The organism is Enterobacter sp. JJBC (assembly GCF_036936505.1).
GTDB classification, from domain to species: Bacteria; Pseudomonadota; Gammaproteobacteria; order Enterobacterales; family Enterobacteriaceae; genus Enterobacter; species Enterobacter hormaechei_C.
Genome location: NZ_CP136935.1, coordinates 2157568 through 2173850, shown reverse-complemented (window position 1 = coordinate 2173850; position 16283 = coordinate 2157568). Strand labels below are relative to the sequence as shown.

The 16283-nt window shown below is 55.5% G+C and carries 16 protein-coding genes; 9 read left to right on the top strand and 7 right to left on the bottom strand.

The features are described 5' to 3' along the window. Window positions 1-93 precede the first annotated feature (93 nt). Window positions 94-1404: a voltage-gated ClC-type chloride channel ClcB gene (clcB, locus tag RY075_RS10480; RefSeq protein WP_022651052.1), complete on the top strand. Its 1311-nt coding sequence runs from the start codon at window positions 94-96 to the stop codon at window positions 1402-1404. On the opposite strand, the gene bioD is transcribed toward clcB, so the two are convergent. From bioD to RY075_RS10465, 3 genes are all read right to left on the bottom strand, one after another. Further along, the gene (gene bioD, locus RY075_RS10475) at window positions 1339-2034 is read right to left on the bottom strand and encodes a dethiobiotin synthase (protein WP_015570628.1); all 696 of its coding nucleotides are present in this window, start codon (window positions 2032-2034) and stop codon (window positions 1339-1341) included. The two genes, clcB and bioD, sit on opposite strands and share 66 nt — an antisense overlap. A 129-nt stretch (window positions 2035-2163) precedes the next feature. Beyond that, window positions 2164-3384 carry a sugar metabolism global transcriptional regulator Mlc gene (mlc, locus tag RY075_RS10470; protein WP_032658277.1) on the bottom strand — a complete coding sequence of 407 codons (1221 nt, stop codon included), beginning with the start codon at window positions 3382-3384 and terminating at the stop codon, window positions 2164-2166. 121 nt (window positions 3385-3505) lie between these two features. Next, on the bottom strand, window positions 3506-4411 hold the full coding sequence (locus tag RY075_RS10465; RefSeq protein ID WP_003857454.1) for a LysR family transcriptional regulator: 906 nt from the start codon (window positions 4409-4411) through the stop codon (window positions 3506-3508). Window positions 4412-4532: 121 nt separating this feature from the next. Here RY075_RS10465 and RY075_RS10460 point away from each other — a divergent pair, with 121 nt between their 5' ends. The 4 genes from RY075_RS10460 to RY075_RS10445 all read left to right on the top strand — a co-directional run bounded on the left by RY075_RS10460 (window position 4533) and on the right by RY075_RS10445 (window position 8901). Then, window positions 4533-5786, top strand: coding sequence for an MFS transporter (locus RY075_RS10460; RefSeq protein ID WP_003857455.1), 1254 nt, complete (start codon window positions 4533-4535; stop codon window positions 5784-5786). A gap of 74 nt (window positions 5787-5860) precedes the next feature. Beyond that, window positions 5861-7345 (top strand): carboxypeptidase M32, encoded by a 1485-nt coding sequence (locus tag RY075_RS10455; protein ID WP_048243991.1) that lies wholly within the window; start codon window positions 5861-5863, stop codon window positions 7343-7345. Window positions 7346-7494: 149 nt separating this feature from the next. Further along, window positions 7495-7800 carry an acid resistance repetitive basic protein Asr gene (gene asr / locus RY075_RS10450; protein WP_180241191.1) on the top strand — a complete coding sequence of 102 codons (306 nt, stop codon included), beginning with the start codon at window positions 7495-7497 and terminating at the stop codon, window positions 7798-7800. A gap of 279 nt (window positions 7801-8079) precedes the next feature. Then, entirely contained in the window at window positions 8080-8901 is an 822-nt protein-coding gene (locus RY075_RS10445; RefSeq protein WP_003857461.1) for a serine protease, read from the top strand. A gap of 5 nt (window positions 8902-8906) precedes the next feature. Here RY075_RS10445 and mdtI read toward each other — a convergent pair whose 3' ends face one another. Next, a complete protein-coding gene (mdtI, locus tag RY075_RS10440) occupies window positions 8907-9236 on the bottom strand; it encodes a multidrug/spermidine efflux SMR transporter subunit MdtI (RefSeq protein WP_003857463.1) in 330 nt (109 codons plus the stop codon). Further along, on the bottom strand, window positions 9223-9585 hold the full coding sequence (mdtJ, locus tag RY075_RS10435) for a multidrug/spermidine efflux SMR transporter subunit MdtJ (RefSeq protein WP_003857465.1): 363 nt from the start codon (window positions 9583-9585) through the stop codon (window positions 9223-9225). Before mdtJ ends, mdtI begins: the two co-directional genes overlap by 14 nt. A 421-nt stretch (window positions 9586-10006) precedes the next feature. Between mdtJ and RY075_RS10430 the strand changes: the two genes are divergently transcribed. After that, the gene (locus tag RY075_RS10430) at window positions 10007-11047 is read left to right on the top strand and encodes an AI-2E family transporter (RefSeq protein WP_032609090.1); all 1041 of its coding nucleotides are present in this window, start codon (window positions 10007-10009) and stop codon (window positions 11045-11047) included. Here RY075_RS10430 and RY075_RS10425 read toward each other — a convergent pair. Then, on the bottom strand, window positions 11044-11991 hold the full coding sequence (locus RY075_RS10425) for a zinc-dependent alcohol dehydrogenase family protein (protein WP_302378523.1): 948 nt from the start codon (window positions 11989-11991) through the stop codon (window positions 11044-11046). The genes RY075_RS10430 and RY075_RS10425 overlap by 4 nt on opposite strands. After that, window positions 11984-13018 carry an LLM class flavin-dependent oxidoreductase gene (locus tag RY075_RS10420; RefSeq protein WP_003857470.1) on the bottom strand — a complete coding sequence of 345 codons (1035 nt, stop codon included), beginning with the start codon at window positions 13016-13018 and terminating at the stop codon, window positions 11984-11986. The genes RY075_RS10425 and RY075_RS10420 overlap by 8 nt, the downstream gene beginning before the upstream one ends. Window positions 13019-13225: 207 nt before the next feature. Between RY075_RS10420 and yajD the strand changes: the two genes are divergently transcribed. From yajD to RY075_RS10405, 3 genes are all read left to right on the top strand, one after another. Next, window positions 13226-13573 carry an HNH nuclease YajD gene (gene yajD / locus RY075_RS10415; RefSeq protein WP_003857471.1) on the top strand — a complete coding sequence of 116 codons (348 nt, stop codon included), beginning with the start codon at window positions 13226-13228 and terminating at the stop codon, window positions 13571-13573. A 259-nt stretch (window positions 13574-13832) separates the two neighbouring features. Continuing rightward, a complete protein-coding gene (locus tag RY075_RS10410; protein ID WP_048210389.1) occupies window positions 13833-15098 on the top strand; it encodes a Y-family DNA polymerase in 1266 nt (421 codons plus the stop codon). A 104-nt stretch (window positions 15099-15202) separates the two neighbouring features. After that, a complete protein-coding gene (locus tag RY075_RS10405; RefSeq protein WP_047365582.1) occupies window positions 15203-16222 on the top strand; it encodes a dipeptidase in 1020 nt (339 codons plus the stop codon). Window positions 16223-16283 lie beyond the last annotated feature (61 nt).

Sequence of the window (16283 nt, the reverse complement as noted above, 5' to 3'; positions counted from 1 at the left end):
GGTACTGCCCGGCCTTTTTCCGCACGCATACCTTTTGCTAACCTCCCGATTTCCCGCCACAATATTGTATCGTCCCCGTTAAATCACGACTTCATGCAACGTCTTCACGCTTACCCCGACATCCGCGCGATGTTTCGCCGTCTCCTGATTGCTACCGTCACCGGCGTGCTGGCGGCGCTGGCCGTTGCGGTGTTCCGCCACAGCATGTATCTGCTGGAGTGGCTATTTCTCAGCAACGAAAGCGGAAGTCTGGTGAACGCCGCAGCCGCGTTATCGCCCTGGCGGCGGGCGCTGACGCCTGCGCTAGGTGGTCTGGCCGCGGGGATGCTGCTGTGGGGATGGCAGCGCATGACGGCACAACGTCCCCACGCCCCGACCGATTATATGGAAGCGCTTGAGACGGGTGACGGCCAGTTTGACTACGGCGCCAGCCTGGTGAAATCCCTCGCGTCGTTGCTGGTGGTCGCCAGCGGCAGCGCCATCGGCCGTGAAGGCGCCATGATCCTGCTCGCCGCCCTCGCCGCCTCCTTTTTTGCACAACGTTGTACGCCAAAATCCGAATGGAAACTGTGGATCGCCTGCGGTGCCGCCGCCGGGATGGCCAGCGCCTATCATGCGCCGCTGGCGGGCAGCCTGTTTATCGCAGAGATCCTGTTTGGCACGCTGATGCTGGCCTCCCTCGGCCCGGTGGTGATTGCCGCTGTAGTGGCCCTGCTGACCACGCGCCTGTTAAGTCCCGGCGCGAATACGCTATATGATGTCCATCTCAGCGAGATGCTTACGGCGGTGGATTATTTCCTGATCGTTGGCGTGGGTCTGCTGGCTGGCGTTTGCGGCCCGCTGCTGATGTGGCTGATGGCGGCCAGCCACAGGCTGTTTCTGCGTCTCAAACTCTCACCGCCGTGGCAGCTGGCGCTGGGTGGTCTGATCGTCGGGCTGCTGTCGCTGCTGACGCCGAAAGTATGGGGGAATGGCTATAGCGTGGTTCAGGCGTTTTTGCAGTCGCCGCCGCTGCTGTCGGTGATTGCTGGCGTCTTTATTTGCAAGCTGCTGGCGGTACTGGCAAGCAGCGGGTCCGGCGCGCCGGGAGGCGTGTTCACGCCAACCTTGTTCGTTGGTATGGCAACGGGAATGCTGTTTGCGCAGATCTTTGCGCTGTGGTTTCCTGGCTCTGAGACGGCGATCCTGCTTGGGCTGGCGGGAATGGCGACGCTGCTCGCCGCCACAACGCATGCGCCAATCATGTCGGCCTTGATGGTCTGTGAGATGACCGGGCAGTATTTTTTACTTCCCGGTTTGCTGGTTGCCTGTGTTGTGGCGTCGGTATTGTCGAGAACGCTACGCCACGACTCGATCTACGGCCAGCATACCGCCGAAAGCCGAGAGATCGATATAGTGCGCTAATTCGCGCTGCTCTGCGCGGGGCAGATAAGGCAGTTCGCCTACCAGCGGGCCAGGCAGCTTTTTGCTCAGCACGTCGATGATTTCAGCGTAGTGCGCAAGGCCCGGGTTAATACGATTCGCCACCCAACCAATCAGCGGCAGGCCGTCATTAGCGATAGCCTGCGCCGTCAGCAAGGCATGGTTGATGCACCCTTCCTGGATGCCCACGACCATAATCACCGGCAATTGCTCCTGCACCACCCATTCGGAAAGGGGACGTAAATCGTTCATCAGGCTGCGCCAGCCACCGGTCCCTTCAACGACAACGTGGTCAACCTTTTCACTCAGATTTGCCAGGCCATCAGAAAGCAGGCTGTAGTTGATAAGCCCACTGTGAGCGACGCTGCTTTCCTCTTCGCTTAACGCGATAGGATTGACGGCATCATAAGGCAGTTCCAGAGACGAGACGCTTTGCAGAACCAGGGCGTCCTTATTGCGCAGCCCTTCTGGCGTCTCTTTACTGCCTTTTGCAACCGGCTTGTATCCTGCAACGCGTTTACCGCTTGCCGCCAGGGCCTGGAGTAACGCGCGGGATACGACTGTCTTCCCGACAGACGTATCCGTACCAGTAATAAAGAAACGCTTAAGCATGACTCATTCCACCTCTTGGGTATGCTTCAAAATATAAACCAGGTAAATAATTCAGTGGGGAAAGTCTACGGGATGCGTGCGCTACCGGGCTTGAGATAGCGCAATTTTTCGTACATCTCTGGAAAAGAGTTAGCCCTGAAGCAAACGAATCAGTAACGAGCCGTTGTACATCGCATCTTTTACCAGCGCGGCGCCGGCCATCGTGCCCTGGTTGGAAAATTGCGTACTTTCGACCACGATGTTTTTACTGTACGCGGGAAGCGCCTGCTGATTGATGCAGGCGGAAATCGCCGGAAAGAGGATATCCGCCGCCTGGCTGAGCGGGGAGCCGATCAGTATTTTTTGCGGGTTAAACAGGTTCACCATAATGGCCAGAATGCGCCCGACATTATTGCCCACGCCGGTAATAATGTCCTTCGCCAGCAGATCGCCCTGCCTTGCCGCTGCGCACAGTGCCTCGACGCTCAACGGTTGACCGTGCAGCGTGGAGCTCATCGACTGGCTGAGCCGCACTTGCGCCAGCTCCAGCACGCTTTCGACGCTGGCAATCGTCTCCAGACAGCCATGGTTACCGCAGTAGCAGCGTTTTCCGTACGGATCGACCTGCGTATGGCCGATCTCCACCAGGCTACTGCTGCCAGCATGCAACAGACGCCCGTCGGTAATCACACCAGCGCCAACGTTATGATCAATCACCACCTGAATCACGTCGCGCGCGCCCCGGGAAGCGCCAAACAACGCCTCCGCCATCGTCCAGGCGCTGATATCATGCTGAATATAGACCGGTACACCGGTGTGGTTTTCCAGCACGTCGCCCAGCGGCATCTCTTTGACGTTTTCATAAAACGGCATGCGGTGCACAATGCCATTTTCGGTATCAATAATTCCCGGCAGGGTGATCGCAATCGCCGTTAAACGTTCAAGACGCTGCTGGTGACGAATAAAGAACTGGTCGATGTGGGTCAGAATGGCATCGAGAAGTGGTTGCTCTGCATCGAGCGGGAGTTCCAGCCGGTCTTCCACCACCAGCTTGCTGCTGAGGTCGCGCAGCGCGAGGAAGATTTCCCCGCGGCTAATCCGCAGCGACAGGTAGTGCCAGGCTTCCGTTTCCACCACCAGCCCTACCGCCGGACGGCCACGACTGCCCGGCTCCTGAATTTCTGTCTCCTGAACCAGATGGGCTTCCAGCATTTCGCGGACAATCTTGGTAATACTGGCGGGTGCCAGTTGTGCCAGGCGCGAAAGATCGATACGCGAAACCGGACCAAGCTGATCAATCAGGCGATAAACGGCGCCCGCGTTGGTCTGCTTGATCTGATCGATATGCCCTGGCTGACTATCAGCAACCACCTCGTACTCCCTTATTTTCGAGCTTCGAAATAAACTGAGGGCTATGGTGAAGCACTTCAATGGCTGACGTCAAATTTTTACTTAGCCATGTGATTTACTGCACATTTTCGCCCACTTTTCCCTATAAATAACGCCCGCGAGAAGCGGTAATTAATTGTTCTTTGAAACGCTGTGCCGCATGGCTCTGTTCATGATGTTTAGACCACACCAGCCACATCTCTGAGACTGCATCCTGCTCGGCTATCTTCACCCAGCGCATTTCCGGCAATTGTACCCGTTTAAACGAGGCCGGGAGAATCGACACGCCAAGCCCTGCGGCAACGAGACCAATGATCGTCATGGCTTCCCCCACCTCCTGCGCGATAGTCGGGACAAGGCCATATCGCCGCATCAAACCAAGAATATCGTCATACAACCCGGTTCCCACCTGTGGGTCAAAAAAGACAAATGGCTCTTTCGCCAGTTCAGCCAGCGTGACGCTGTGCTGCGCGGCGAGCGGATGATCCCGGGGGATCATCGCCATCAGCGGTTCGCGCAGGATCACCTGCCACGCCAGGGTATCAGGCAACTGCGTATTACGCATCAGCCCCAGATCGAGCGATCCTTCGTTAAGCGGCGATATCTGCTCGCGAGTATTTATTTCGCGCGTCTGAATATGCACATCCGGAAAGTTACGGCGAAACGAAGATAGCGTTTGTGAAACAGCGCTGATAAAGGGGGCCGATGAGGTAAACCCGATGCGCAGCTCTCCCGTCTCCCCGAGATAAAGCCGTTCCGCTCTGGCGGCGGCGTCCTCCACCATACTCAGGATTTGTCGGCTATCGGCAAGAAACTGTTTTCCCGCCGCCGTCAGGCTCACGCTGCGGTTGGTTCGCGCCAGCAGACGCGCCCCGACCTGCTGCTCCAGGATCTGTATCTGCTGGCTTAGCGGTGGCTGAGAGATATTCAGCCTTGCCGCCGCACGACCAAAATGCAGCTCTTCGGCGACGGCGACAAAATAGCGTAGATGGCGCAGCTCGATATTCATATTTTTAAAGTATCATTTGAGATTATTAATATATTAGACAGAATATTTACATTTTCCTACCCTAATCTTGTGGTCATACCCGTCACCAGAAACCACGGGGATGTTTAAGCAAGGATTATGTGTGAGCCGTACAACGACCGTTGATATCGCGCCGGCCAGCGACATTGATGATTTACCCGCAGCACCGCAGCCGGTTCAGTTTATTAAACGTGGTACCCCCCAGTTTATGCGCGTCACGCTGGCGCTCTTCTCAGCGGGTCTCGCCACTTTCGCCCTGCTCTACTGCGTTCAGCCGATCCTGCCGGTCCTGTCGCATGAATTTGGCGTGTCGCCAGCCAGCAGCAGTATTTCGCTCTCCATTTCAACCGGGATGCTGGCGATCGGTCTGCTGTTCACCGGGCCACTTTCGGATGCCATCGGGCGTAAGCAGGTCATGGTAACGGCGTTAATGCTGGCCTCCGTGTGTACCTTGTTGTCCACCATGATGACCAGCTGGCACGGCATTCTGATCATGCGCGCGCTGATTGGGTTATCCCTGAGCGGCGTGGCGGCGGTCGGGATGACCTATCTCAGCGAGGAGATCCACCCGAGTTTCGTGGCCTTCTCCATGGGGCTGTACATTAGCGGGAACTCTATCGGCGGGATGAGCGGACGCCTGCTCAGCGGTGTGTTTACTGATTTCTTTAACTGGCGCATTGCGCTGGCCGTTATCGGCTGCTTCGCCCTCGCTTCGGCGCTGATGTTCTGGAAAATCCTGCCGGAATCGCGCCATTTCCGCCCGACCTCCCTGCGTCCGAAAACGTTATTTATCAACTTTCGCCTGCACTGGCGCGATCAAGGGCTGCCCCGTTTGTTCCTGACCGGTTTCCTGCTGATGGGCTCGTTCGTGACGCTGTTCAACTACATTGGCTATCGTCTGATGCTTTCACCGTGGCATCTTAGCCAGGCATTAGTGGGTTTGCTCTCTGTGGCATATCTCACCGGGACATGGAGTTCGCCAAAAGCGGGCGCCATGACCGCGCGCTTCGGCCGTGGTCCGGTGATGCTGGTATCCACCGCCGTGATGCTGTTCGGACTGCTGATGACGCTTTTCTCTTCCCTGTGGCTGATTTTTGCCGGAATGCTGCTCTTCTCTGCGGGCTTCTTTGCCGCGCATTCCGTTGCCAGCAGCTGGATTGGCCCACGCGCGCGCCGCGCTAAAGGTCAGGCTTCGTCACTGTATCTGTTCAGTTACTATCTTGGTTCCAGCATAGCCGGTACGCTCGGCGGGGTGTTCTGGCATAACTACGGCTGGAACGGCGTGGGCGGATTTATCGCGCTGATGCTGTGCGCGGCACTGCTGGTGGGCGCGAGCCTGCATAAACGACTGCATTAACATTCAGCCCTCTTCGTGTTTAAATCGAGCCGATGCTAATTTTTGTCATGGGCTGATTCAGACACGAGGACTTCATGAAAAACAATAACTATCAACAACTCACCCGCACCTTCCAGCGCCTCTCCCGCTTCTCTCACCTCTCCTCCATCGCCAGCTGGGACATGTTCACCATGATGCCGCCAGGCGGCAGCGCCGCGCGCGGTGAAGCGCTGGCGGAGATGAGCGTCCTGCAACATCAGATCCTGACCGATAAAAAAGTGGGTGAATGGCTGGCGGCGGCGGCAGACGAAGATCTGAACGACGTTGAGCTGGCCAACCTGCGTGAAATGACGCGCCACTACCAGCAGGCAACTTTACTGCCGGAATCGCTGGTGGAGGCCAAATCGCTGGCGGGCAGCAGGTGTGAACACGCGTGGCGCACTCAGCGTCCGGCCAACGACTGGCAGGGCTTTTCAGCCAACCTGAAAGAGGTGGTGAAACTCAGTCGTGAAGAAGCCCGCCTGCGCGCTGAAGCTAAAGGCTGCACGCCTTACGACGCGCTGCTGGATATCTTTGAACCCGACATGACCAGCGCTCGCCTGGATGTGCTGTTCGGCGATCTGAAGTCCTGGCTACCGGAGTTGCTGGCAAAGGTTGTGGAAAAACAGGCTCAACGATCGTTCGTTCCGCCACAGGGTCCCTTCCCGACCGCCACGCAGCGCGAGCTGGGCCTGGAAGCGATGAAAATGCTTGGCTTCGATTTTAACGGCGGTCGTCTGGACGTTAGCGCCCACCCGTTCTGCGGCGGCGTGCCGGAAGATGTGCGTATCACCACGCGTTACGATGAAGATGAACTGCTCAGCGCGCTTTTCGGCGTGATCCACGAAACCGGACATGCCCGCTACGAGCAAAACCTTCCGCGAGCATGGGCCGGTCAGCCCGTTGCGCTGGCGCGCTCTACGGCGATCCATGAATCCCAAAGCTTGTTCTTTGAAATGCAGCTAGGCCGCAGCGACGCTTTCCTGAAGCATCTGCTTCCGGCGGTTCATGCCCGTTTCGGCAGCCAGGCGGCATTCAGCGAAGAGAATTTCATTGCCTGGAACCAGCGCGTGAAGCCGGGCTACATCCGCGTTGATGCGGATGAAGTGAGCTATCCGGCGCATGTGGTGCTGCGCTATGAGATCGAGCGCGCGCTAATCAATGGCGAAATTGAAGTCGATGATATTCCCGCGTTATGGGATGAGAAAATGCAGGCCTGGCTTGGGTTATCCACCAAAGATAACTATCGCAACGGCTGTATGCAGGATATCCACTGGACCGACGGCGGTTTTGGCTACTTCCCGTCTTACACGCTGGGGGCAATGTATGCGGCACAGCTGTTCCATGCCGCCAAAACTGCGCTGCCCGGGTTGCAGACATCCATTGCCGGGGGCGATTTCTCAGCACTGTTTGACTGGCTGCGTCAGAATATCTGGCAGCACGGCAGCCGTTTCAGCACATCGCAGCTCATCACCCAGGCCACGGGCGAAGACCTGAATATCCGCTACTTCCGCGAACACCTGACGTCCCGCTATCTGTAACCGAACGCGCCGGGGGTCCACCCCGGCGTTGTACATACGGTTACACGCCGATACCAATCACTCACGGAAACCCCGAATTTACAGGGATATAGTTATTTCAACGGCCCCGCAGTGGGGTTAAATGAAAAACCAAATTCGAGGGTATGAAAATGAAAAAAGTATTAGCTCTGGTTGTTGCCGCTGCTATGGGTCTGTCTTCCGCTGCATTCGCGGCTGAAACTACCGCCACCGCAGCGCCTGCGGCTTCCACCGCTGCTCCGGCCAAAACGGTTCACCAAAAAAAACATCACAAAGCGGCTAAACCAGCGGCAGAACAGAAAGCGCAGGCCGCTAAAAAGCACCACAAAAAAGCGGCAAAACCAGCGGTAGAGCAGAAAGCCCAGGCGGCTAAAAAGCATCATAAAAAAGCAGCAAAACACGAAGCGGCTAAACCTGCTGCACAGCCAGCAGCGTAAGAGTACAAGCTTAACCGTGCCCTTCGGGGCACGTTGGTAAACCGGCGCTGAACGGGTTTGCGGTCAGCGCCGTTTTTTTATCCGGAGGGCGTATGCTGCGGCGCTATCGGTTTGAGTTCATTCTTATCCTGCTAATTTTATGCGCGCTCATCGCCAGCCACTTTTATCTTTCCTGAATGTAGCACGCTGATTTTACTCCCACTTTCTCGCCGTCGCGTCTATAGTATTTTTATAGGGATCACTTTTAATAATCATAATTACCCCCCACCAGAGTGTGATATGCGTAAATCTGTTGTGTTGTTACTGGGAACGTTTAGCCTTTTTGCTGGCTTTTCACATGCGGATGATGGCGACGATGACGCCATTAGCGCCAAAGAGGTAAAGACGCTGTTTTTTGGTCATGACGATCGTACGCGTGTCACCGATCCTACCGAATCGCCCTGGGATGCCATCGGGCAACTGGAAACCGCCAGCGGCAATTTATGTACTGCAACCCTCATTACGCCACGCCTTGCGCTGACGGCGGGTCATTGCCTGTTAATGCCGCCTGAAGGCAAACCGGATAAAGCGATCGCCCTGCGCTTTGTGTCGCAAAAAGGAATATGGCGCTACGAAATTCACGGTATTGAGGGGCGGGTGGATCCGTCGCTTGGCAAACGCCTGAAACCGGATGGTGATGGCTGGATTGTGCCGCCCGGGGCGGCCTCCTGGGATTTCGGGCTGATCGTTTTACGTTATCCGCCGTCCGGGATCACCCCGCTGCCGCTCTTTGATGGCGATAAAGCCGCGCTCACCGCCGCCCTGAAAGCCGCCGATCGAAAAGTAACGCAGTCAGGCTACCCTGTTGATCACCTCGATTCGCTGTACACCCATACGGACTGCGTGGTGACGGGTTGGGCGCAAAACAGCGTGCTGTCGCATCAGTGCGATACGCTACCGGGTGATAGCGGATCGCCGCTGATGTTAAAAACCGATAACGGCTGGCAGCTGATTGGCGTTCAAAGTTCTGCGCCAGCGGCGAAAGACCGCTGGCGCGCCGATAACCGGGCGTTGTCGGTGACCGGTTTTCGCGACCGGCTGGAAGCCCTGGCGCAGCAGTAGGTCACTCAGGCCAGTTTAATCATGATCATGCCGGCGAGCAGTAATACCAGCCCTATCCAGCCTTTATTGTTTAAACGCTGCCCGAACATAATCCAGCCTGCCGCCAGGGTGGCGGCAATACCGAAGCCACCCCACAGCGCATAGGCCACGGACAGATCGATGCCTTTCACCGCCTGCGACAGGGCGCTAAACGCCCCCAGAACCGCGGCAATCGATAACAGGCCGTAGGCTTTGCGACGAAAACCGTCGGAGAACTTCAGAAAGACGTTCGCAATAATTTCCAGAACGATGGCGAAAGCCAGCCAGGCCGCGTGGATCCATTCAAACTGCTGCATGGGTCTGCTCCTTCTGCTGTTTTGCCGGTTTGCGTGTACCCGATTTAATCAGCACGATACCCGCGACCAGGGTCGTCAGCCCGGCAATTTTCATTGTCGTCAGGGTTTCATCAAATAACATGACGCTAAACAGCGTAATCAATAAAATACCAACACCTTCCCACAATGCGTATGCCACGCCCAGCGCGATTTTTTTAACCGCGAAAGAGAGGAAAATATAGGAAAGCGTAATCATGACCAGCATCAAAATAAAACCGGTGCTGCCATCACTCACGCTCGCCCATTTCATCGACAAGGTGCCGGTAATTTCAGCGACGATCGCCAGAGCTAATAAAATCCAGTAAAACATGTTTTTTCTCCTGCTTGAGAATATAATCCATCGAGGCTCACTGCGGACAGCAAACCAAAAAATTGGGAATTAAATCAGTTAGCTAAGCGCATAGCGCCAGCTCAGGCAGAAGACGTGACTATAGGGCGGAACGCCAGTGTTGCTCACCAGAAAGCAGGCAGAGGGAGGTTGAAAACAGAGCAGAGTTGTTTGAAAAATACGTCCTGAACAAATTGTCCATAAAATTACAATTATCCGCGGTGTTGCTTCTCGTCTTTGCGGATGAAAATTGTCCTCGGTAGTTGAACACGCCTGATTTGTATCATAAGCCGGGAATTTACTCAAAGCCTTTTCATTTCTTTACCCAGTCTGTTTGATTTTGGTTAGTTTTTTTAATCCGCTTTCCCCTCTATTATAAATAAAAAACTGTTCAGGAACGTCCATGGCCAAACCTATTATCACCCTCAACGGGCTTAAGATCGTCATCATGCTGGGCATGCTGGTGATCATTCTGACCGGCGTTCGTTTTGCGGCCGATATCATCGTGCCTTTTATCCTGGCGCTTTTTATCGCGGTGATCCTCAATCCACTGGTGCAGCGAATGGCGCGGCTGCGCATCCCGCGTGTGCTGGCGATAAGCCTGCTTATCAGTATTATTATCGTTGCGATGGTGCTGTTAGTCGCCTATCTGGGAACCTCCCTGAACGAGCTGGCGCGGACGCTACCGACATACCGCTCTTCCCTGGCGACCCCGCTGCTGCAAATTGAACCCTGGCTGCAACGCGCGGGTATCGAAGTCTCGGTTGAGGAACTGCTTAAATACATCGATCCGAATGCCGCCATGACGATTGTCACCAGCCTGCTGGCACAACTCTCCAACGCCATGACCTCGATTTTCCTGCTGTTCCTGACGGTTGTGTTTATGCTGCTGGAAGTTCCACAGCTGCCTGCAAAGCTCCAGCACATCATGGTGCGTCCGGTAGAGGGAATGGGCGCCATTCAGCGCGCGCTCGACAGCGTTTCACGCTATCTGGTGCTGAAAACGGCCATCAGCCTGGTGACGGGATTAGTGGTCTGGGGGATGCTCGCCGCGCTGGATGTGCGTTTTGCCTTCGTCTGGGGGCTGCTGGCCTTTGCGCTCAACTATATTCCTAACATCGGCTCCGTGCTGGCGGCGATCCCCCCTATCCTTCAGGTGCTGGTTTTCAGCGGTTTGTATGATGCCCTGATTCTGCTGGCAGGCTATCTGGTGATTAACCTTGTCTTCGGGAACATTCTTGAACCACGGATAATGGGACGCGGGCTGGGGCTTTCAACCCTTGTAGTGTTCCTGTCCCTGATTTTCTGGGGCTGGCTGCTCGGGCCTGTCGGCATGCTGCTCTCCGTTCCGCTGACAATTATTGTCAAAATTGGCCTCGAGCAGACCGCCGGTGGACAAAGTATCGCTGTACTGCTGAGCGACATGAGCCATAAGGCCGATTAATTGTCCATCGACAGCATGGGCTTGCCCGTTCTTCCCGCTTCGCGATAGTTGCCTACTGCCCGCTGCCATTCCGACAGCGGGTAGAGGGTGACATCGCTGCACTGACTGGCGCGCAGTTTAGGCCAGATGCGCCGAAACTCCGCCTGCCACGCCTCAGCGCTCAGCGCGTCCAGATAGTTACGAATGTGAAACCACGCCACGCACGGCAACGGCCGCTGCTGCCGGAAGGTCTGCCCGGAGAGCAGCCCGTAGCAGACAAAGGTGCCGGTTTCGGGCATCACGCTCAGGATCGTCTCCGCCAGGCTGCCGCCCGTGGCGTCGTACACCACGTCTGCGCGCGCGGCGGCAGCGTTGACGGCGGCCATATCGTGTTGCGCAATCGGGACGATCCCCTTTTCAGCCAGACGTTGAGCGTGCACGGGCGAGCGATGGATCCCGTAAACCGCCTCTGCACCCGCCTGGCGTGCCCATTGCCCGAGCAGAACGGCGCAGTCAGAACCGGCAGCGGTGAGCAGCACCGTTTTCCCGACCGGAGGATAGCGGTCCAGCATCATCTGTGCGGCAAGCGGATTGATATACGCCCGCGCGGCAAGAAGCGAGTCGACGTCGTCCGGGACGGGAACCGCATACGCTGCCGGGCAGTCGACATAGCGCTGCCAGGTTCCCTGCCCCCGTAACGGCAGGACCCGCTTGCCCAGCAGCGCCGGATAAGCGGCGGGCGTTTCGGTCACTATTCCGACCCCTTCATAACCGGCTATCGCAGGCAGCGACGTGCGATGGCGATATGCCCCGGTGATGGGAATGAGATCGGAGGCGTTCACCGGAGAAAAAAGCATGCGCACACGTATCTCTCCCGGCTGTCGCGGGGACAATGGTGTGGTTTCCGCTTGCAGTACCGATTCAGGCTCACCAAACCGGCGATACCAGAGAGCCAGATTACGCATTGCGATCGCGCCATCCCATTTCCGGTGCGACATGTTTCAGGATGGACTCGATCACATGTGCGTTGTATTCCACGCCCAGCTGATTCGGCACGGTAAGCAACAGCGTATCCGCTTCCGCGATCGCTTCATCCTTTTTCAACTGTTCAATCAGCTTGTCTGGCTCTGCGGCATAGCTGCGTCCGAAAATGGCCCGCGTTTTCTCATCCAGATAGCCCACGCTGTCGCTCTCATTGCGGCTTGAACCGAAATACATCCGGTCGCGTTCGTCCATCAGGGCAAAAATACTGCGGCTGACCGAAACGCGTGGCTGACGGGTATGCCCTGCCTCAGCCCAGGCCTGTCGGTAGGCACGGATCTGTTTTGCCTGCTGAATATGGAACGGCTCGCCGGTTTCATCATCTTTCAGCGTTGAGCTTTGCAGGTTCATCCCCAGTTTTGCCGCCCATACTGCCGTTGCATTAGAGCCAGCCCCCCACCAGATACGATCGCGTAAGCCTTCTGAATGCGGCTCCAGACGCAACAATCCCGGCGGGTTTGGGAACATCGGCTGTGGGTTAGGCTTCGCAAACCCTTCACCGCGTAATACATCAAGCAGTACCTCAGTGTGGCGGCGCGCCATATCAGATTCGGTTTCCCCTTCCTGCGGCACGTAACCAAAATAACGCCAGCCATCAATCACCTGCTCCGGGGAACCCCGGCTGATACCAAGCTGTAATCGCCCGCCGGAGATGAGATCTGCCGCGCCAGCATCTTCCGCCATATACAGCGGATTTTCATACCGCATGTCGATCACGCCCGTCCCGATTTCGATGCGTTTGGTTTTCGCGCCTATTGCCGCCAGCAAGGGGAATGGCGAACTGAGCTGGCGGGCAAAGTGGTGCACACGGAAATAAGCCCCGTCCGCGCCCAGCTCTTCGGCTGCGACCGCCAGATCGATGGACTGTAGCAGCGTGTCAGCCGCGGTTCGCGTGCCGGACTGGGGTGACGGCGTCCAGTGACCAAACGACAAAAATCCGATCTTTTTCATAGTGGAGTATCCTGATAAAGCATTGCGTTATCCCTACTCTACGCATTAACGGATGAGAATAAATGGTGATTATTTAACGGAATGCTTCAAATAAACTGACAGAAATACGCAAATCGCAGGCTGCCTTCCCGCAGAGGAGGCATTCTCCTGACATCTCATAATGGGATATAGTGTGAACTATTCTCTTTTTAACAGGTAACATCAGCAATGGCTCTGATCCCCAAAAACTACGCACGGCTGGAAAGCGGCTACCGTGAAAAAGCGCTAAAAATCTACCCCTGGGTTTGTGGACGCTGCTCGCGTGAGTTTGTTTATTCAAATCTTCGTGAACTCACGGTTCACCATATCGACCACGATCACACCAATAACCCGGAAGATGGCAGTAACTGGGAGCTGTTGTGCCTGTTTTGTCACGATCACGAGCACTCAAAGTACACCGAAGCGGATCAGTATGGCACCACCGTTGTCGCGGGTGAGGATGCGCAAAAAGACGTGGGTGTCGCCACGTTTAACCCCTTTGCCGATCTCAAGGCGATGATGGACAAGAAGAAGTAATATCGACGGCTTCACTGCCCATACCTGCCGTATGGGCACTTATATTCCTTAAACATTTCATTAAATACCCTTTCCGCCAGATTTGCCTCGCCGCCATTCTGAATATAACCCTCTTCCTCCTGCACCCGTACGACGTCACTCCTCGTTCCCCCTTGATCTTTGCTATCAATATACAATACTGTATATAAATACAGTATTTATTAACGGTGATCATAATGCAGTTTTTCACCCCACCTGGCGATACCAGAGCGAGCTGACCATGTTTGCACTGTGTGATGTGAACGCTTTCTATGCTTCCTGTGAAACGGTTTTTCGCCCGGACCTGAAGGGACGACCGGTGGTCGTGTTGTCCAATAACGATGGGTGCGTCATCTCTCGCTCCGCTGAAGCCAAACCCTTTGTGAAAATGGGTGAACCGTACTTCAAACAGAAAGATCGCTTCAGGCATCATGGCGTGGTTTGTTTCAGCAGTAATTATGAACTTTACGCGGATATGTCCAACCGGGTAATGAACACGCTTGAAGAGATGTCGCCTCGTAGCGAAATATACTCCATTGATGAGATCTTTTGCGATCTTACCGGGGTGCGTAATTGTCGCGATCTTTCCGATTTTGGGCATGAAATGAGAGCGACCGTACTGCAACGCACCCATCTGACCGTCGGGGTGGGCATCGCACCCACAAAGACGCTGGCGAAACTGGCAAATCACGCGGCAAAACGCTGGCAGCGCCAGACGGGAGGCGTTGTTGATTTATCCAATGTGGATCGTCAGAGAAAGCTGATGGCGGCGCTACCCGTCGAAGACGTTTGGGGGGTAGGACGTCGCATAGCGAAGAAGCTTGAGATGATGGGGATTAAGACTGTCCTGCAACTGGCAGACACCGATATCCGGTTCATAAGAAAACATTTCAATGTCGTGCTGGAGAGAACGGTGCGTGAATTACGGGGCGAATCGTGTCTTGAACTGGAAGAGTTTGCCCCGGTAAAGCAAGAAATCGTCTGTTCGCGCTCGTTTGGCGAACGCATCACGGAATATGACGATGTACGCCAGGCCATCTGTAGTTATGCTGCCCGGGCAGCAGAAAAACTTCGCAATGAGCATCAGCATTGCCGATTTATCTCCGTATTTGTTAAAACCTCGCCCTTCGCGCTTAACGAGCCATATTATGGCAATAGCGCGTCGGTAAAACTGCTTACCCCAACCCAGGATAGCCGGGATATTATCGGCGCATCAGTTCGTTGTCTGGATGCGGTCTGGAAGAACGGCCATCGGTACCAGAAAGCCGGCGTGATGCTGGGAGATTTTTATAGCCAGGGCGTCGCGCAACTTAATCTGTTTGACGACAACGCACCCAGGAAAAACAGCCAAAAGTTAATGGATGTATTAGACCATCTGAATGCTGAAAATGGCCGTGGCACGCTTTACTTCGCGGGACAGGGTATTCAGCAGCCGTGGCAGATGAAACGGGAAATGCTTTCACCCCGCTACACAACCCGCTTTGCGGATCTCCTCACTGTTAAGTGATATTAACAATTGCTGCTAAGTTGTAAATTTCTCCTTGCTGGACCGGACAAATCGGTTATCGTGCCAGGCAACTTTCGCAGCAATAAAAGACAGTGGGATGCGCTATGGCGATTTTTGATGGTCACAATGACCTGTTGCTTAATTTATGGCTTCACCATCGCCAGGATCCGGTAACGGCCTTCTTCTCCGGCATTGAGAAGGGACACCTCGATTATCCACGCATGCAGCAAGGCGGATTTTCCGGCGGGCTGTTCGCGCTGTTCGTGCCGCCGCAGGAGTATATCGCCCGCATGGCGCCACAATACGCCAGCGAGCCGTGGCAGCCGGTCGACATTCTCTGGCAGCAGCTGACGATCCTTAAGCAGCTTGTCGCCCACTCCGACGGCCGGGCGCGATTGTGCCTGAGCGCGGCGGATATCGAACGCTGCCGTCAGGATAAGGTGCTGGCGATGGTAGCGCATATTGAGGGCGCGGGCGGTTTTGACGGCGAGGGAGGCGATCTACAGGCTTTCTATGCCGCCGGGGTGCGTAGCATTGGGCCTTTCTGGAACATTGCTAACCGTTTTGGCACCGGCGTTAACGGGGCGTTTCCCGGCAGCCCGGACAGCGGCCCAGGGCTTACCGCAGAGGGTATCGCCCTCATTAAGCACGCTAATGCCCTGAATATGCTGATTGACGTTTCGCATATGAATGAAAAGGCGTTCTGGGATACCGCTCGTCATTCCTCATCACCGCTGGTCGCCACCCACTCCAACGCCCATACGCTGTGCCCGCAACCGCGCAATCTGACCGATCGGCAGCTGCTGGCTATCCGCGACAGCGGCGGCGTGGCTGGCGTCAATTTCGGCAACGCGTTTCTGCGCGCCGACGGTAAACGCGATAGCGATACCCCGCTGAGTACGATTGTTCGCCATATCGACTATCTTATTAACATCATGGGTGACGATCATGTCGCGCTGGGCTCCGATTTTGACGGTATTACGTTGCCTGATGACTTACACGATGTGAGTGGTTTACCACGGCTAATCAGCGCGTTGCGTGACAGCGGCTATGATCAATTTGTGCTGAATAAGCTGCTGTGGGGTAACTGGCAAAAGGTATTGCAAAATGTTTGGCAACAATAGGTTACGTTGTAAACATTAAGTTAATTCCTTACATCTTTCGGGTTGAGCTTTGCCCTCCTGT